This is a genomic window from Mammaliicoccus sp. B-M6, assembly GCF_022386965.1.
In the GTDB taxonomy this organism is placed as follows: domain Bacteria; phylum Bacillota; class Bacilli; order Staphylococcales; family Staphylococcaceae; genus Mammaliicoccus; species Mammaliicoccus sciuri_A.
Genome location: NZ_JAJNHJ010000014.1, coordinates 21,503 through 38,646 on the forward strand (window position 1 = coordinate 21,503; position 17,144 = coordinate 38,646).

The 17,144-nt window shown below is 30.6% G+C and carries 20 protein-coding genes and 1 pseudogene; 5 read left to right on the forward strand and 16 right to left on the reverse strand.

From position 1 onward, the window contains the following. Window positions 1-21: 21 nt before the first annotated feature. Together LQ693_RS06925 and LQ693_RS06930 are read right to left on the reverse strand one after the other, a co-directional pair. A complete protein-coding gene (locus tag LQ693_RS06925; protein WP_107590923.1) occupies window positions 22-558 on the reverse strand; it encodes a hypothetical protein in 537 nt (178 codons plus the stop codon). Between the two features lie 74 nt (window positions 559-632). After that, window positions 633-1,322, reverse strand: coding sequence for an MBL fold metallo-hydrolase (locus tag LQ693_RS06930; protein WP_119499067.1), 690 nt, complete (start codon window positions 1,320-1,322; stop codon window positions 633-635). 142 nt (window positions 1,323-1,464) lie between these two features. Between LQ693_RS06930 and LQ693_RS06935 the strand changes: the two are divergent. After that, window positions 1,465-1,867, forward strand: a pseudogene (locus LQ693_RS06935) (NUDIX hydrolase). Here the strand turns inward: LQ693_RS06935 and LQ693_RS06940 are convergent. From LQ693_RS06940 to LQ693_RS06995, 12 genes are all read right to left on the reverse strand, one after another. After that, window positions 1,864-2,364, reverse strand: a complete 501-nt coding sequence (locus tag LQ693_RS06940; RefSeq protein WP_025904351.1) for a GNAT family N-acetyltransferase — start codon at window positions 2,362-2,364, stop codon at window positions 1,864-1,866. The pseudogene LQ693_RS06935 and the gene LQ693_RS06940 overlap by 4 nt on opposite strands. A 149-nt stretch (window positions 2,365-2,513) precedes the next feature. Further along, window positions 2,514-4,142 carry a peptide ABC transporter substrate-binding protein gene (locus LQ693_RS06945; RefSeq protein WP_107573013.1) on the reverse strand — a complete coding sequence of 543 codons (1,629 nt, stop codon included), beginning with the start codon at window positions 4,140-4,142 and terminating at the stop codon, window positions 2,514-2,516. A 322-nt stretch (window positions 4,143-4,464) separates the two neighbouring features. Then, on the reverse strand, window positions 4,465-4,968 hold the full coding sequence (locus LQ693_RS06950) for a GNAT family N-acetyltransferase (protein ID WP_107590919.1): 504 nt from the start codon (window positions 4,966-4,968) through the stop codon (window positions 4,465-4,467). A 12-nt stretch (window positions 4,969-4,980) separates the two neighbouring features. Further along, entirely contained in the window at window positions 4,981-5,490 is a 510-nt protein-coding gene (locus LQ693_RS06955; RefSeq protein ID WP_107618215.1) for a GrpB family protein, read from the reverse strand. Window positions 5,491-5,502: 12 nt separating this feature from the next. Then, entirely contained in the window at window positions 5,503-5,958 is a 456-nt protein-coding gene (locus tag LQ693_RS06960) for an NUDIX hydrolase (protein WP_107573010.1), read from the reverse strand. Between the two features lie 11 nt (window positions 5,959-5,969). Next, complete coding sequence (locus LQ693_RS06965) at window positions 5,970-6,476, reverse strand: GNAT family N-acetyltransferase (RefSeq protein ID WP_065381020.1); 507 nt, start codon at window positions 6,474-6,476, stop codon at window positions 5,970-5,972. Between the two features lie 131 nt (window positions 6,477-6,607). After that, the gene (locus LQ693_RS06970) at window positions 6,608-7,807 is read right to left on the reverse strand and encodes a GTP-binding protein (RefSeq protein WP_119499116.1); all 1,200 of its coding nucleotides are present in this window, start codon (window positions 7,805-7,807) and stop codon (window positions 6,608-6,610) included. Window positions 7,808-7,855: 48 nt separating this feature from the next. Continuing rightward, on the reverse strand, window positions 7,856-8,125 hold the full coding sequence (gene rpsN, locus LQ693_RS06975) for a 30S ribosomal protein S14 (RefSeq protein ID WP_025904347.1): 270 nt from the start codon (window positions 8,123-8,125) through the stop codon (window positions 7,856-7,858). 275 nt (window positions 8,126-8,400) lie between these two features. After that, complete coding sequence (locus LQ693_RS06980; protein WP_107618217.1) at window positions 8,401-8,952, reverse strand: hypothetical protein; 552 nt, start codon at window positions 8,950-8,952, stop codon at window positions 8,401-8,403. Window positions 8,953-9,136: 184 nt separating this feature from the next. Next, complete coding sequence (locus LQ693_RS06985; protein WP_107618218.1) at window positions 9,137-9,625, reverse strand: AAA family ATPase; 489 nt, start codon at window positions 9,623-9,625, stop codon at window positions 9,137-9,139. Between the two features lie 48 nt (window positions 9,626-9,673). Beyond that, on the reverse strand, window positions 9,674-10,210 hold the full coding sequence (locus tag LQ693_RS06990; RefSeq protein ID WP_107618219.1) for a GNAT family N-acetyltransferase: 537 nt from the start codon (window positions 10,208-10,210) through the stop codon (window positions 9,674-9,676). Window positions 10,211-10,221: 11 nt separating this feature from the next. Continuing rightward, on the reverse strand, window positions 10,222-10,965 hold the full coding sequence (locus LQ693_RS06995) for a hypothetical protein (RefSeq protein ID WP_119499118.1): 744 nt from the start codon (window positions 10,963-10,965) through the stop codon (window positions 10,222-10,224). Window positions 10,966-11,102: 137 nt separating this feature from the next. Here LQ693_RS06995 and LQ693_RS07000 point away from each other — a divergent pair, with 137 nt between their 5' ends. Continuing rightward, the gene (locus tag LQ693_RS07000) at window positions 11,103-12,062 is read left to right on the forward strand and encodes an arsenic resistance protein (protein WP_119493956.1); all 960 of its coding nucleotides are present in this window, start codon (window positions 11,103-11,105) and stop codon (window positions 12,060-12,062) included. 51 nt (window positions 12,063-12,113) lie between these two features. On the opposite strand, the gene LQ693_RS07005 is transcribed toward LQ693_RS07000, so the two are convergent. Both LQ693_RS07005 and LQ693_RS07010 read right to left on the reverse strand, forming a co-directional pair. Further along, complete coding sequence (locus LQ693_RS07005) at window positions 12,114-13,103, reverse strand: LysM peptidoglycan-binding domain-containing protein (protein WP_119493957.1); 990 nt, start codon at window positions 13,101-13,103, stop codon at window positions 12,114-12,116. 135 nt (window positions 13,104-13,238) lie between these two features. Continuing rightward, on the reverse strand, window positions 13,239-13,616 hold the full coding sequence (locus tag LQ693_RS07010) for a YxeA family protein (protein WP_158011184.1): 378 nt from the start codon (window positions 13,614-13,616) through the stop codon (window positions 13,239-13,241). Between the two features lie 607 nt (window positions 13,617-14,223). Between LQ693_RS07010 and LQ693_RS07015 the strand changes: the two genes are divergently transcribed. From LQ693_RS07015 to LQ693_RS07025, 3 genes are all read left to right on the forward strand, one after another. Then, complete coding sequence (locus LQ693_RS07015; RefSeq protein ID WP_107566130.1) at window positions 14,224-14,763, forward strand: GNAT family N-acetyltransferase; 540 nt, start codon at window positions 14,224-14,226, stop codon at window positions 14,761-14,763. Between the two features lie 116 nt (window positions 14,764-14,879). Beyond that, complete coding sequence (locus LQ693_RS07020; protein WP_107566129.1) at window positions 14,880-16,139, forward strand: Y-family DNA polymerase; 1,260 nt, start codon at window positions 14,880-14,882, stop codon at window positions 16,137-16,139. A 197-nt stretch (window positions 16,140-16,336) separates the two neighbouring features. Beyond that, on the forward strand, window positions 16,337-17,140 hold the full coding sequence (locus tag LQ693_RS07025; protein WP_107566200.1) for a S8 family peptidase: 804 nt from the start codon (window positions 16,337-16,339) through the stop codon (window positions 17,138-17,140). The last annotated feature ends 4 nt before the right edge of the window (window positions 17,141-17,144 follow it).

Sequence of the window (17,144 nt, forward strand, 5' to 3'; positions counted from 1 at the left end):
AAACCTGTTTATGTAATACCTTTATTCTTCTAATTTTTCAAAAGTTATTTCATATAAATCTTTATCATCCATATTTACAAAATCATCGATGGATATTCTATATTCATTGGAAGATCGTTTTTTAGAAACTTGACCATCATACTTTAACTCAATTGTCATATTCGTTTCAAAATAGTGATTGTCGATTGTCTTCTTAAATTCATTAAAGACTTTTTGGTTAAGAGGAATTAAATAGAATTGATTATTAGGTAAAATATTAATACGTTTACGTTGTATTACTTCATCGCCATTTAATTTTAAGACGACTTCAATATTTTTAGCAGAACCGCCGCCTAAATTTAATAGCTTAAAAGCCGTATTTAAATATTCATGATCAGAAGAAGTTAAATTCATCACTTTAATACCACTTTGTTTCTTCTCCAATATAATCTGATCAAAAGACAAATAAGGAATAAATGATATTTTAATTTGGCGAATTTGAATCATGACGGATATAAAATATAGAATCGCCATAATAAAGGTCCCTATAGAACCAATCGCTTGAATAATATTAATCATGCGCTCACCTCACAATATAACCTTGTCCTAAATTATACCCATTTGTGTACGTGTAAATCATAGATTTATAATCTTCAAGCTTTCTCTAACAATCCGCCGTGGAAACAATAATATTTCTCAGCATTTAAATCTTTAATTCTCTTTAAGGAATTTTCTGCGTCTTCTAAATTCATACTATATTCAGGATTCGCAACGTTTAAAGTCTCTCCTTCTTTCACAGCAGCATCTCCAGTAATGACGCTATTGACTGATTGTATATATAATGAAATATGCCCTGACGTATGTCCTGGTGTCGCAATAACTTCCACTTCATTATTTAATATGAGCGCCCCATTTGTAACTTCTACATCAACATCGACATGTTCTAATTCCTGTAGCATATTAACAAATGCTTCACCATATGGTTTTTCATCTTCTGACATTTCATTTAATAAATTTTCAGCTTGAATCAATCGTTCTGATTTAGCATGTCCACCTATATATTTAGCTTCTACAAAGCTACTTATAATTTGTGTATTAGGATATTTGTCTTTAAAAGCTTTTAACGCTCCAATGTGGTCATCATCATAATGTGTGATAATAATATTTTTCAAATTTTCTATATTGTAATTTAATCGATTAATTTCTCGTTCAATCTTATCCATGAAACCTGGATAACCTGTATCAACGAGTGTCAATTCTTCATCTTGGATAATAAGTGTAGGATGTATTTCGTAGTTATCTCCTTCATAATCAAAACTTATATTTAACTGTTCTACTTTAATAGGCATAAAAGTTCTCCTTTATAAAATGACGTATATTTATATACATTTAAAGTAATTATATGACATTTTAGTCATTTAATCATAAAATATTATTTGTACGACTTTTGATTAAATAGAATCTAATTTTCACAGGAGGTTACTTATGGTTCCAAAACATATTGTTTCAGCTGCTTGTATTGTCTTAAATGACGAAGATAAAATATTACTCATTAAAGGTCCTAAACGTGGTTGGGAAATGCCTGGTGGTCAAGTTGAATTGGGCGAACCTTTATATGATGCAGCAATTCGCGAAGTTAAAGAAGAATCTGGTGCTGATATCGAAATTATAAGATTTTGTGGTATTTTCCAAAATACGAAAAGTTCTATCGTCAACACATTATTTTTAGCGCGTTATATAGGTGGCACGCTTCAAACGAGTGATGAGAGTTTAGAGGTAGGCTTTTTTTACTTATGATGAAGTTATGAATATGGTTACTCGACAAACATTCAAAGAAAGGTTCGAGTACTGTTTAAATCGTACTGAACCTTTTGTTGTTTCATTTTAATATTCTTCTTTTAAAATGCTATAAATCAATGAATCTCTGTAGCCATCTTTAAGCTTTGTATCTTGTCTTAAGATGGCTTCATGTTTCATACCTAGCTTTTGTAGAACAATTTCAGATGCTGTATTACGAATATCTGTTGATGCCCAAATTCTATTTAGTTTCAATACTTTAAAACCATATTTAATAATCGTTCTACCAATATCCGTTGCTATGCCGTTACCCCAATAATCAGGATGAATGATATAACCAAGCTCTCCACTTTTATTTTTCGTATCACATACTAATTGCACTGCGCCAATGACTTTATCATGTTCTGCATCCACTATGACGTTGTACATCCAATTTTCATCTCGATTTAATAACATCTCAACAAAAGCTTCTGTTTCTTCATAAGTTTGTGGCTCCCATGCTTGATACTGACTCACTTCAGGTAAAGCATTATATGCATGAATATCTTCTATATCTGATCGCTTCAAATCCCTAGTATAGTAATCCATTTAAAATCCTCCAATGATGATATGTAATTTAATGATTGGGAATATCTTATCATAATTTTCAAACTATACAAAACTATTCTTATAATAATACTCAACTTTGCAAAAAATAAAGTGCTAGGACATTGAATCATGCCCTAGCAATAAATAAATTATCTATCTAATTTCACATGTTTGTACTCTTTCGTACCTACGTAATGAATGATACGCCCGTGAACTTCTTTTTTCGTTAATCTTGCTTTACCTTTTTGATAAAGTGGGATAACCATTGCATCATTCAATAACATTTCTTCTCCTCTAGCGAGTTCTTGCCATCTCTTGTCTGGATCTTGAAGTAATGAAGATTTACCTTCGTTGATAATTTTGTCGTATTCAGGGTTATTATATCCCGTTTCACCTTTAGTTGTTTCACTATGGAATAAATCTAAAAATGTCATTGGATCTGGATAGTCTGGTCCCCAACCTGTAATTGCTACATCATAGTCACCTTTTTTAGTCAGTGCTATTTTCTGTTTGTTCGGTTGTTGCTTAATCGACATTGTTACACCAGGTAAATGTTTTTCAACTTGTTCTTTAAAATACTCTGCATCTTTCTTAGCATTATCTTGATCAAATGTTAAAAATTCTATATCAATTTTATCTTTACCTAATGCTTTTTTAGCTTTTTTCAATGAAGCTTGTGCTTTTTTAACATCATACGTATAAGGTGCATTGACTAACTTGTTATAATCTTCTTTTTTCTCATTAGTAAATACTTTTTCAGGTGTAAATGTATCTATTGGTTTTGATCCATCATTTAAATTATGTTCTACGTAAGATTTTTTATCGATTGCTTGTGCAAGTGCAGCACGTAAATCTTTATTTTGTAAGTCTTTATTCGTTTGTGTATTAATTTGAATATAATAAGTAGCAGATTCTAACTTCGTATCGAAGCCTTCTTTATCTTTGTTAGATTCTACGTTTTGAGAACTTAATTCCGTTGTATCCACTTTATCATTATTATATAAATTGAGTGCCGTTTGTTCGTCTTTAATGACTCTATAATTAATACCTTTTAGTGATACATGATCTTTATCCCAATAATGTTTATTTTTCTTAAGCGAGTAATTATCTTCAACTTTCCAACTCTTCATTACAAACGGTCCACTATATAACGTCTTATCAACAGTCGTTCCATACTTACCGCCTTGCTTTTTAACAAACTTCTCATTCAATGGCATGAATGTTCCAAACGTTAATAATTCTTTATAGTATGGTAACTCTTGATTGAGCGTTAACTGTAAAGTATGATCATCAATTGCTTTCACACCTAATTCTTCAGGTTTTTTCTCACTTTTGTTAATCGCTTCAGCATTTTTAATATCATACATGATGTACGCATATTCTGATGCCGTCTTTGGATCTACAACCCTTCTCCATGAATAAACGAAATCATGCGCAGTAATTGGATCTCCATTAGACCATTTCGCGTCTTTTCTTAATTTAAATGTCCAAGTCTTCCCATCATTTGATTTTTTAGGATCACCAGTTGCAATCGCTGGTTCTGCTTTATCATCTTTGTCCAAACGATATAACCCCTCTTGTGTCGCATTCATCACTTCAAAAGCGCCAGCTTCAACAGCCAAACTAGAATCTAATGTCGTTAAATCAGACGGTGCAATTAAACGTAGCGTATCCTTTGAATCACCGCTCGCACCATCACTATCCCCACCACTACTACAACCACCTAAAAATAATGCTAAAACTAATACATAAATCCCCACTTTATAAATATTTTTCATCAAATCAATCCCCTTTGCTTGTTTGATAATGTTTAATTGTGTTTATTCTATCATAATATTTTGAATATTCAATTGATTATGTTCGATTAATTTAATATATCAACAATAACGAACTGTTGTGTAGTGTGTATAAGCTGATAAGATGAAAATAAGCTGAATTGTCTTATGGACAATTCAGCTTATTACAATTTTCGGGTCGATAAATTTTTTTATCGGCCTGCAAATCCCGTTTTCGGGTCGATATTTTATTTTATCGGCCTGGTAATCTCGTTTCTGGACCGGTAATTTATTTTATCGGTCCATATTTCTCAATCCATTCTCTTCACTCTATTTCATATCTCATCATGTCTTCATCATGATAATCTTTTCCATCTAATATTGCATTAGGTTCAGTAGCATATTTGTCAAAGCCAACTTTATTATAAAATTCTACTGCGCGTTGATTATTAGAAAGGACACTTAAATCAATATATTTTAAATCTGTTAACTTGGATGCTTCAATAATCAATTTATTGACTACTTTCTCAGCAATACCTGTACCTCGATAATCAGGATGACAATACATCGCCACTAAATTTCCTTTATGATGCATCTTCTTAACCGGTTCTCTATAAAAAGTAGCTACACAAACCAAATTTTCATTTTCAAAACCACCTATTGTAAATTTTGTATCACTACATTCTAAGCGCTGTTCAAATTTACTAATCGGATAGTTTATTTCAATATCATATAAAGACGCAAACGCAGATGGATCTGTCTGCAAACTTAGTAACCTAAGACTCCTAAATGCATTTACATCATTTTTATTTAGTAACCTTACTTCCATCCCACCACTCCTTTATTTTTCTTTATACCACCTGATTGCTTGCTGTTCTAAATTTTTAACATATGATTTTTTGGCTTTACTATAACCAGCTGTTTCATTATATTCTTCAGCTAATTTTTCTTTATATTTACTATATTCTATAGCCGCTTCTCTATGTTCTCTTAGATAATCTCGTAATATTAAATGTCTATCTATTTCAGGGTTACTTTGTTCATAAATATGTATATGATGTGTTCGATTAATTCCTCCCTTTCGAATGAGTCTTCTTCCTTTTATTCCCCATTCTCCAGCCAAATCGTAACCTCTACTCAAAAACTCATCATCAAATAAATCAATTTTTTCTATATTATTTACAATTACCATCATATCTATAACTGGTTTTGCTTTCATACCTTCAATTGATGTACTACCAAAGTGTTCAAAACTAATAACTTCATCTTCTAATATAGACTTAATTATTCTACATTCTTCTAAATACATATTTCTCCAATCTTTATCAAAATCACTCAACCTTACTTCCATCCCACCACTCCTTTATTTTTGTGATAAATAGTTTAGTATAAATTCTTTCATTTTTACTGGTGGGCTTATATTTTGAGGCAATTTATCTAAATCAAAGAATTTTAAGTTCTGAGTTTCTTTAATATCGGCACTAAGCTCTCCTTCATATTCTTCACTTTCAAATAATGCTGTTACAGTATATGCTTCATCTCCATTTGGATAGACCATGTGATAATCTTTACCTGAAAAATTTGTAATAAATTTAAGGTTTTGAATTTCCAAATTAGTTTCTTCATATACTTCTCTAGTTGCCGCTTCTTCAAAAGATTCTCCGAGTTCCATTGTTCCTCCTGGTAAACCCCAACTTTCATTATCACTTCTTAACTGTAACAATAGTTGTTTATCTTTATTAAATATCAGAACTAAAGCTCCAACTAAAATAACTGGAGCATGTCCGACTTTATCTCGTAAACTTGATATATAATCCATCCCACCACTCCTTATTCACTAAAGTAATACACGTTGCCTTCTCCGTCGTAATTATCTAGTTCTGGATTATGTTTGAATCCTAGTTTTTCTGCTGTCTTTATTGAAGGTGTGTTTTCTTTTTTAGTTAATGCTACGATTTTATATTGGTTATTGGTTAATTCTTTGACGTGCTCGATTATTTTTCTACTTGCTTCTGATACGAGTCCTTGTTGTGTTTCTGCAGCTTCTATTCGATAGTAAATATTCAAATATGTTTGTCCTAATATTTCTTTATACTGTAACCCACATACGCCAAACGGGAGATAGTGGTCTTTTTTAATCAAGACGTAATATCCAAATCCATGGTCTTCATAATGTTTAATCCATTGATCCAATGTTTCTCTAAAAGCTTCTATTGTTGTTGCTGGACCTGCTGGGTTGTATTTTTGATTTGCTGGATCATGATGAACTTCAAATAATTTTTCAAGATATGTATATGCTGGGGGTACGAGTTTGATTCTTTCCGTTTCTAATATCATTGTAATGACTCCTTTTTAGTTACAATTTAGTTATTTAATATCATAACATTAAGCATCTCATATTGGGAGGTCGTAGATATTTTTATGCATACAAAAAAGCATGAGCAGTTACTTATGCTCATGCTTTTAACTTATACTGTTGATAGTTGCCATTGGTAAGGCTCGTTTAACTTTGTCCAATCTGCATCGATTTCTTCTGAATTTAATAAACATTGATCTAATGCTTTTGTAATTTCTTCTTTATTTAAGTCTCTACCGATAACGACAAATTGTGTTTCTCTGTCGCCATATTCTGGATCCCAATCAGCTTTAATTTCTGGTCTAGAAGCAAAGATTTCTTGTTTCGCTTCTTCCTTCATCGCATCAACCCAGAATGTAATTGGATGAATATTTACAAAAGAACCTGCCTGAGAAAATAGACATGCTATATGATTATATTGAGCTAACCAAACGATACCTTTAGCTCTTATAATATTCGTTGGCATATTTTCCATCCATTGATTAAATCTTTCTGCATGAAATGGTAGTCTTCTCTTGTATACAAATGATGAAATACCATATTCTTCAGTTTCTGGTGTATGATGCGCATGACCACCTTCTGTTAATTCTTTAATCCACCCGGCTGATTGACTTGCATCTTCAAAATTAAATAAACCTGTATTGAGCACTTCTTGAAGCGGTACATCTGCATAACTTGTCTTGATAAATTTCGCTTTAGGCTGTAATTTTTTCAAAACAATTTCCAATTGCTTTAAATCCTTTTCTTCTACTAAATCAGCTTTATTTAAAATAAGTACATCACAAAATTCAATTTGGTCAATCAACAAGTCTGAAATAGAACGTTCATCTTCTTCACTGACAACTTGATCTCTATCTTTCAACAAATCTTCAGAATACATATCATGAACAAATCTATGTGCATCTACAACTGTAACCATCGTATCTAAACGACATATACTAGTTAAATCAATGCCTAATTCATCATCTATATATGAGAAAGTTTGGGCAACAGGTACCGGCTCTGAAATACCAGTTGATTCTATTACGATTTGATCTACATCTCCTCGTTTAGCTATCTTTTCAACTTCTATTAATAAGTCTTCTCTTAAAGTACAACAAATACAGCCATTCGATAATTCTACTAATTTTTCGTCAGTTCGTGAAATACCTCCGCCTTGTATGACTAAATCTTTATCTATATTAATTTCACTCATATCATTTACAATGACTGCAATTTTTAATCCTTCTCTATTTTTCAAAATATTATTGAGCAGCGTTGTCTTTCCAGATCCTAAATAACCACTCAACACTGTAACTGGTATTTTATTCAACACTTTTCCCCTACCTTCTATCTATTTATCCCATATAAACCAAAAATCTTACCAACTTGATTTTTTCAATCCAGGTATTTGACCTTTATGTGCGTATTCTCTTAAAGCAATTCTAGACATACCGAATTTTCTATATACACCTCTTGGTCTGCCAGTCACTTGGCATCTACGTGTAATACGTGTAGGAGAAGCGTCTCTCGGTAATTTTTTCAAACCTTCGTAATCTTTATTAGCTTTTAATTCTTCACGTTTTTCACGGTATTTTTCAACCATTTGAATTCTTTTTTGCTCTTTTGCAATTTTTGACTTCTTCGCCATTTTATATACTCCTTTTACATTTAAAATTTTTGAAATAAATCTTTAGATATAAAGAGTGAGACGGCAAATGATGTCTCACTCTTTTGAAATCGTATATTAAGTAAGTAAAGTAGCCATCTCATTTCCAGAGGTAAATCGTAATGACTACGTTTTAACTATAATACATGAATTTTTATTTGGCAAGAGCAAATTTTTATTTTTCATTTAGAATTGATAATTAGAATCGAAAAAACAGAGTCTAAGACAACGTAATGTGTCCCAGACTCTGTTTATCTCTATTCAACTTTCCATACATTAAATCCATGTAATTGGCTGTTTGCATCATATTTCAAATCTTCTTTACCATAAAAAGTATAGCTTTCGCCTTCTTCAAGTTTTTTATGATCATAATCTATAATATAATATGACACTTTATCGTCGCCACTACCTTTTGTAACTTCGACGATTTTATCACCAGCTTCACTATGGCTAATTTTATCAACCTTAGCATTTGTGATTTTTAACAATTCGTTGTGGCTATATGTTTCATTATTATACTTGTCATAATTAATCTCTTTAGAATGGTTCATTTTTTTCTGAACATATTCATTCGCTTGTGCTTCTGCTACGTGATCATCGAACTTAATTTTTGAATGATTATTCTGGACAGGTTCAGTTGAAACAACTCCAACAGCACAACCTAAAGTTAAAAAGAATAATATAATGGTACTTAGCAACGGAATCCTGAACCTAGTATCTCTAATCGCTTTAACAACAGTCGTGCCTAACATCACAATAAAAGCTATTAATACTACAACTCCAATAACGCTAAATATAAAACTTTCCATTTTCATTACTCCCTTGATTTATTCACTATCATATTTGTACATATTAGAACATCTCAGCTAATATTTCATCTATTTTGTTTCAGTTTTCGAAATAAATCAATATTATGCTAAAGTATGAAAGCGTTAACCCAGTTGCTATATAAAGGATAGGTAAGTATTAAAATTTTTTATTGGAAAGTCGCTGTTATTCTTTAAAATCAATATCTTCCAACACTTTTTCTACCATATCGTTTAAACCTATATGTTCTTTTATTATTTTTTCATTTTCTAAACCTAAATAATCATGCTCAACAAACCATTTACTCATTTCTTCCTTACCAAATTCAGCATTTTCCTTATTCTTATGTCTTCTTAACGTTTCTTCAAAAGAGATATCATAGTAATACGTAAACACATTTTTCTTGCCTGCAAAATGTTTTCTCAGCATATCACCATACCTATGCGCTTTAAGAATACCCTCAATAATCATATAATCACAATTTTCCAATCCATATCTGATTAAATGATCGATGAGTTCCACTGTCTTATTGCCAGGTTTATCGTATAACAATTCTCTTCTAATCGTATCTTGTGAAATTAACAAAGTATGAAATCCTATTCTGTTTTGTACTTCTTTTGCTAAAGATGACTTCCCACTTCCTGAATTCCCTCTAATTATAATAACTTTTGTCATTTTCCACCGCTTCTTCTTGTAATTATTAGTATGATTGGTCTCTTGCTACTATTGATTGATATAAAATTCAGATTTTAAAATACCCATATGAATATCGTTATAGTATTCACCTTTTATAAATGCACTATCACGTTCTTCTCCCTCAATTATAAATCCTACTTTTTCATATGCCTTAATTGCACGAGTATTATATTTCAATACTCTTAAGTAAATTTTATGTAATTTCAAATATTCAAACCCATAATTTACTACAGCTGCTGAAACTTTAGTTCCAATTCCCATAGACCAATATTCTGGATTAAATATCCCTATTGCAAATTTTGCTTTGTTATTTATATCATCAATAACCAATCTAACTTGCCCTATAAATTTATCTTGGTATACAATTGCCCATTCATAAGGTTCATTCTGAATTTCTTTAATTAATAAAGCTGCTTTTTCCTTTGATTTTGAAGTTCTGTAATCCATTGTTGATCCATACATCATTAATAGTTCTTTATTAAAAGGAACTGAAAGATAATCATCTATATCTTTTGTTTCTGCATTTCTTAATATTAAATCTTTATTTATATATATTTTATCCATGTAATACTCCCTTATCCCCGAAATAGGTATTCACTTAATTTTTGCTTTTTTCCTTCTTTATTCCATTGTTGATATTGTTTGATCATCTTATGAATGTTGCCTTCATAGTAGTTTTCAACTAAATCAACTATTGCTAAAAAGCTTTTCCAGTAATGAAACATAACATATGCATTATCATTACTTTTATAAACTTCATATGTGAATGATTCTAAATTATTTTCATCATATTTTGATTTATAATAATTAAATAATTCTGTTTCATACTGTATAATTTCTTTAAATTCTTTGTCATTATATAAATAATACCTTGGTAAGAAAGTAACCAATCCTTCTTCAAACCATAAGTCATCTGATGTTAAGTCAAGATCATCAAATTCTGTTAAAAAGAAGTCGCAATGGTGTGTAATTTCATGACCTAATATGCATAATATTTCTTTCTCTAAATAGTTATTAAATATGTTTTGAGTCGTTTCAGACATGTCACTTTTGATTTGACCATTTAAAAAGGTCTTCCAACTTTCTTTTTCAATATTCATAAATATACCTTTTTCATTTGTAAACGCTGGTACATTCTTTTTAAATACGTGTTTCATTACATAATCGCTTGTCCATATGACGTGTTCTGGCATGTCATTTAATTCGTAATCTTTTTTCAGAATATCAATATAATTTTCAATTTTATCTATAAAATATTTTGCTGTTTTTTGAGTTTCTTCCGTATCATTTATTTCATCCATCATAAAAATAGATTTCATGTGTCTATCCCCTTACAAATATCAATAAATATAGTATTAGTATTCATATTATAACAATATTCATTATCTTTTTATTCAATTGAATTAATTTCTACTTCATACTATGATTTATATTAAGCGATTTACAGGAGGTTATGATGTCTTACTTGAAGTCTTTTTTAGAGGAGAAACAAATTTATATATATCTTTTATTTATTATGATGGGCGTAGGTTTCGGTTTATTGTTTGACCATGCTAGTCCTATTTTTGAACCTTTTATTTCTATTTTAATTGCGATTCTATTGTTTAGTATGTTTGCTCAAATTCCTTTTTTATCTTTACGTCAAAAGGCATTAAATTTTAAATTTCTTGTGGCACTTATTATTTCTAATTTTATTTTTATTCCTATTTTTGTTTTTCTAATTGTCACAGCATTTCATATTACATCTACACCGCTTCTAATCGGCATTTACTTAGTTTTACTGACACCTTGTATTGATTATGTGATTGTTTTTACGAAGTTAGGTCACGGAAATGAAAGCTTTATGTTGATTGCTACACCTATTTTATTTATTCTACAAATCATTTTATTACCGATATATTTTCTTATATTTTTAAACCAAGATTTCTCGGAATACATTGACTTTATACCTTTTCTAAAGACTTTTGTATACCTTATTCTAGTACCTTTATTCATAGCTATTTTTATGCAGATTTTAAGCAAAAAGTCCGATACTATGTCGAATATTTTATCTTTATCAGAATGGTTGCCTGTTCCTTTTATGGGACTCGTATTAATGACGGTTATAGGCTCTCAAATTTCAAAAATATTTAATGATTTACACATCGTATGGATAGTTGTTCCTGTTTACATTTGTTTTATGATCATCGCGCCTTTTATTGGTTATCTTTCTGGTAAAATCTTTGCTTTACCTTCAGATTTAAAACGCACAATTGCTTTTAGTACTAGCACAAGAAATGCATTAGTTGTCTTACCATTAGCTTTATCTCTACCAGACAAATGGTCAACAATTGTAACAACTGTTGTCGTCACACAAACACTTGTCGAGCTTATTGGCGAACTATTCTATATTAAATTGATACCTAAATTTAAATAAAGAAACACCTCTAAAGTTACAGTAACGCTTGCACTTTAGAGGTGTTTTTAATTATTTCAGTTTCAATACTTGTCCTACACTTATATCATTTGAACTTAAATTATTTAATGATTTAAGTTTAGCTACACTTACGCCGCTTCTTTGAGAGATATTATACAACGTATCTCCAGAAACAACAGTATGTGTATCGCCTGTAATACTGTCACTCGATTCATTTAAATCATTATAATGCTTTTGAACGAGACTATAAAATCGATCCATATCATAGCCCCACTGACTAAAGTAATTGATTGGATCTGTATGATCTGTTCCACCATAATACTGACTAATGGCATTGTGACTGATAACTGTACCTGTTCCTTCATTATTATCGGCTAATGATGGTTTCAGTCCATTTTGGTGTAACATTTTCGCAGTTAAATATGCTTGATTATTAACCGATTTCGCAAACTGGTCAAATGTACTAGATTGAGCCAATTCTATTTGATAGAAATATGGATTGGCTTTTGCACCTGCTCCCCAAGCTAAATAATCACTAGATGCTGTTTGAACAATTTTACTACTACTTGCATAAGCATGAACAAACGCACTTTCATAATTGTTATACATGTAATTGATTTCTTCATCTATTGTGCTATCAGGATTAGCTGTTTCATGTATAATCACACCGATAAACTTATCTGATTTATAGTCATATTTCGGCAAACTATCCATTCTAGAATCTTGCGTGATTGTAGACGGCTTAATATTATTTTTAGCAATATAATTATTAACATCTTGATACGCTTCATTTGTATGTTGATTGGATTCTATTTCTGTAGAATTTTCTTCTGCATCTTTATTATGTAATTTAAGATCTTCATCCGTTAGCAAGCCTGTTAATTCTTTCGGGTTCATCTTTTGTGCTTGTTCAAAACTAATCGATTTGCTTGTGTTCTCTGTTTGTTCACTTTGATGTTCTTCTGCATTGATATATCCAACAGATTGAGAAAATAATATACTTGTCGTCAAAATTATTGCTGTTCCAAACTTGTACTTCATAATAATCCCCCTTATATTTTATTTTTATATTGTATTACAAACTATAATTAATTAATATACTTGAAGAATATTTCGTTATATTAAATATTTATTACAAATAAAAAGAACGAGATAAATTGATCATCTCGTTCTTTTTTATTCTATAACGTTTAGCACTTTCTTTGGTATTTCACTTTTATCAACTTCTTCAAATGATTCCACATGTGCCCCTTTATGCTTAATTTTTAAATAGTGATTTGTTTTAAGCTCATCTGATGATATAAATTCCACTTTCGTACGTTTACCATCTTCATCTACAATATCTTGCTTATATCTTCTAATATTATGTTCTTCAACAGCATCAGGTAGCTTTGTCTTTACATAAGCGTATTTCTCTTTCATAAATGGATTTAATTGATCTGATACACCTTTAATCTCACTTGAGCCAGATGTACTAAATATAACGATTAATAAACAACAACATAAAATGACAAATATAATTAGAAAAACAATACCTTTTAATAAACCTTTCAATGTTATCTCTCCTTTCAAGTAAAATGATAGCATCATCTCACTTGAAATAGTCCTAACATTGTTGTCACAACAGGCTTCTAAGCTTACAATTTTGTAAGATTAAGTCTTTCTTATTAAAACACACCTAATATATTTCCAATTAACCCTGCTGGTGTTATTAATACACCTACACCCGATAGAACAGATGCAATAACCGCTTTTCTATTTTTCTTATTGTTTCATTAATACTTCTTTCAAGGTTGTTCATTGAAATTGTAATTTTGTCTTGAATGATACTTAGCAAATGATCAATCTTATTGTTCAAAGTATCGAAACGTTCATCAACACACTTTTTAAATTGTTCAAATTCATTTCTCGTAACATATTCTGACATAATGAGCACCTCTCTTTTTTTATTTTATAATTTATAAATATTATTGTCAAAAACTGTATTTTAAAATTATGCGATGGAAAGTAACCATTTTTTATTAGATTATATTGATTGGCTACATATTCTTAATAATTCATATAGCTTATTTTCAAAACTGTAAACTTCAAAGAAATTATAATTTTTCCAATTCACATGATATAATAATTTTAATTATTTTATACAGAACTGAGGGATAACATGGGTGAAAATTGTGAATTACATATTAGACCTATTAAATTAGAAGATTTAAATAGTATATGGCAGATGGCTTTTAAGGACTCAAATCCTGAATGGAAGTTATGGGATGCGCCTTATTTTCCTCATCATGCTATGTCATATGATGATTTCTTGCTACAAAAGGATGATTGGATAAATGTTCCGAATAGATGGGCTGTGATATACAACAACGAAGTTATTGGTACAGTCTCTTATTACTGGGAACATGAACCTTCTAAGTGGCTAGAGATGGGTATTTCAATCTATCAATCTGATAATTGGGGTAAAGGCATTGGCACTAATGTCATGCGTATGTGGATTGATCATTTATTCAATACTTTAGATATTGTTCGCGTTGGTTATACGACTTGGTCAGGAAATAAAGGCATGATTAAAATTGGAGAACGTCTTGGTATGACGATGGAAGCTAGAATTAGAAAAGTAAGATATTATAACGGAACTTATTACGACTCTATTAGAATGGGGCTTTTAAGAGAAGAATGGCAAGATTTAAAGTCTTAATCTAATACGTCACAATCATCATATGATAATATATTGTGCTTTTACACAAGTTTATACTTTACAAAATAGAACATATGTTCGTATAATAAAAGTACAATATGACTAGGGTGATTTTTATGTATGACTACAGTTATTGTCTAAATCGGGATATTTTATGCGTGGATTTAAAAAGTTTCTTTGCGTCTGTTTCATGTATTGAAAAAGGTTTGAACCCGCTAACGACTAAGCTAGCTGTTGTGGCTGATACGAAGCGTAAAGGTTCTGTTGTCTTGGCAGCTACACCACCTTTAAAAGCAATTGGTATTAAAACAGGTTCTCGTTTATATGAAATACCTCAACGTAAAGATATCTATGTTATTAATCCATCTATGAAGAAATATATGCAATTATCAACACAGATTAGCAAAATTGCTTTGGATTATGTTGCTCCTGAAGATTTTCATCAATACAGTATAGATGAATTCTTTATGGATGTATCAGAGTCGTATCATTTATTTGCGCATTCTCCCTTTTCATTAGCGATGCAACTTCAAGAGCGTATATTTAATTATACTCAAATTCGTAGCACGATTGGCATTGGCTCTAATTTATTACTCGCGAAACTTTCGATGGATATTGACGCAAAGCATACGAGTCTTGGTATATCAGAATGGCGCTATGAAGATGTGCCGTCTAAAGTTTGGTCCATTCAACCTTTACGAGACATGTGGGGAATCAATCGACGTACAGAAGCTAAGCTTAATAAGAAAGGGATATTTACAATTGGTCACTTAGCTAACTATCCTGTGGAATATTTGAAGCGGGACTTTGGCGTTATTGGCGTTGACCTTCATTTGCATGCTAATGGTATTGATGAAAGCGTCATTAGAAATCCTCATCGTATATATGATAAATCTCTAGGTAAGTCGCAAATACTTATGCGTGATTACAGTATGAATGAACTTAAGACTGTATTAAATGAACAAGTAGATGAAGTTTATTTCCGTTCTAGAAAGCTCAATTTATACCCTACACGTATTAGCGTGAGTGTCGGTTATGCAGACGTTGGAGGCGTGCGGAAGCAATTTACAAATAAAACGGGATTTATGAATACTTATGTTATCACACAATTATTATGGGATTATTTATCTCAACGGTTAGAACCGGACAGACTTTATAGAACGATCGCGATATCATTTGGCAAATTTATTCCAAACCAAATTAAGCAACTATCTTTATTCGACGATCCGTATCAAATTAAGACAGAGACACTCGAAAATCATTTAGATTTTATACGTATGAAATATGGCAAAGATATTGTTATGCGCGGTTCAAGCTTATTAAATAGTGGTACATTATTAGAAAGAAAAGGACTTATAGCAGGTCATAAAGCATAAACATGAACTTTATAAACATATATTGTAAATACAAACAATCATTGACATAAATATGAAGATAAGTAAATATATAAAGTATATATATTCAGAATGTTTTTTATTCTTTATATTACTGAATATATAAATTTAAACAGGAGGTCTTTATTCTCTAAACAATCTCAATAAGGGTATATTTAGATAATAATGATGGGTGTCGTATGAAACGTAGTGTCAAATATCTATTTATAGTAATCATTATTCTTATAGTTTTTTTCTCATTTTATTTCTACAAACAGCCAAATAATTGGACGTGGGAAACGCTAAATTTAACAAAAAAAGATTCAAACAACTCTAATACCAAAGTGGCTATATTAGATACAGGTATTAATAATGAAAGAATTAACAATGCGTTTGTCATAAAAAAATATGATGCTATAAATAAACGTAATCAAATAAACACTAAAAGTAATCATGCCACACAAATCGCAAGTATTATCACATATGGGAAACATAAAGAAAAGTTAATCGGGATAAGCAAAACAGTAAGTATTTACGATGTTAAGGTTTTAGATGATGAACTCGGTGGAGAGACAGATAGTATAGTGAATGGCATCAATTGGTGTATTAAAAACGATGTAGATATTATCAATATGAGTTTTGGCTTTCAACGTTACAACAAAGAATTACATGATGTTATAAAAAAAGCTAAAAAACAAGGTATCATTTTAGTAGGTGCAGCGGGAAATAATATGGATGATTATAGTGACTATCCTGCTCGTTTCAATGAGGTCTATTCTATTACAGCAATAGATAAAAATAACAAACCATTTATTTATGCACCAACTAAAAAAGTCGATTTTAAAGCGCCCGGTGTCGAAGTTTATACATTAGATTCAAAAGATGAAATTACAACTGTAAATGGAACATCTTTTGCCGCTGCTTATTTCACTTCTTACCTAACAACTAAATTGGATTCAAGAAATAATTTGTCACATGTTTTAAAAAAATACCCAATAAATTGATACA

Excerpts from the sequence above, each read along its gene's own strand:
- LQ693_RS06925 (WP_107590923.1), bottom strand. The coding sequence starts at position 558 with ATGATTAATATTATTCAAGCGATTGGTTCTATAGGGACCTTTATTATG.
- LQ693_RS06940 (WP_025904351.1), bottom strand. The coding sequence starts at position 2,364 with ATGGATTACTATACTAGGGATTTGAAGCGATCAGATATAGAAGATATT.
- LQ693_RS06945 (WP_107573013.1), bottom strand. The coding sequence starts at position 4,142 with ATGAAAAATATTTATAAAGTGGGGATTTATGTATTAGTTTTAGCATTA.
- LQ693_RS06950 (WP_107590919.1), bottom strand. The coding sequence starts at position 4,968 with ATGGAAGTAAGGTTACTAAATAAAAATGATGTAAATGCATTTAGGAGT.
- LQ693_RS06955 (WP_107618215.1), bottom strand. The coding sequence starts at position 5,490 with ATGGAAGTAAGGTTGAGTGATTTTGATAAAGATTGGAGAAATATGTAT.
- LQ693_RS06960 (WP_107573010.1), bottom strand. The coding sequence starts at position 5,958 with ATGGATTATATATCAAGTTTACGAGATAAAGTCGGACATGCTCCAGTT.
- LQ693_RS06965 (WP_065381020.1), bottom strand. The coding sequence starts at position 6,476 with ATGATATTAGAAACGGAAAGAATCAAACTCGTACCCCCAGCATATACA.
- rpsN (WP_025904347.1), bottom strand. The coding sequence starts at position 8,125 with ATGGCGAAGAAGTCAAAAATTGCAAAAGAGCAAAAAAGAATTCAAATG.
- LQ693_RS06980 (WP_107618217.1), bottom strand. The coding sequence starts at position 8,952 with ATGGAAAGTTTTATATTTAGCGTTATTGGAGTTGTAGTATTAATAGCT.
- LQ693_RS06985 (WP_107618218.1), bottom strand. The coding sequence starts at position 9,625 with ATGACAAAAGTTATTATAATTAGAGGGAATTCAGGAAGTGGGAAGTCA.
- LQ693_RS06990 (WP_107618219.1), bottom strand. The coding sequence starts at position 10,210 with ATGGATAAAATATATATAAATAAAGATTTAATATTAAGAAATGCAGAA.
- LQ693_RS06995 (WP_119499118.1), bottom strand. The coding sequence starts at position 10,965 with ATGAAATCTATTTTTATGATGGATGAAATAAATGATACGGAAGAAACT.
- LQ693_RS07000 (WP_119493956.1), top strand. The coding sequence starts at position 11,103 with ATGTCTTACTTGAAGTCTTTTTTAGAGGAGAAACAAATTTATATATAT.
- LQ693_RS07005 (WP_119493957.1), bottom strand. The coding sequence starts at position 13,103 with ATGAAGTACAAGTTTGGAACAGCAATAATTTTGACGACAAGTATATTA.
- LQ693_RS07015 (WP_107566130.1), top strand. The coding sequence starts at position 14,224 with ATGGGTGAAAATTGTGAATTACATATTAGACCTATTAAATTAGAAGAT.
- LQ693_RS07020 (WP_107566129.1), top strand. The coding sequence starts at position 14,880 with ATGTATGACTACAGTTATTGTCTAAATCGGGATATTTTATGCGTGGAT.
- LQ693_RS07025 (WP_107566200.1), top strand. The coding sequence starts at position 16,337 with ATGAAACGTAGTGTCAAATATCTATTTATAGTAATCATTATTCTTATA.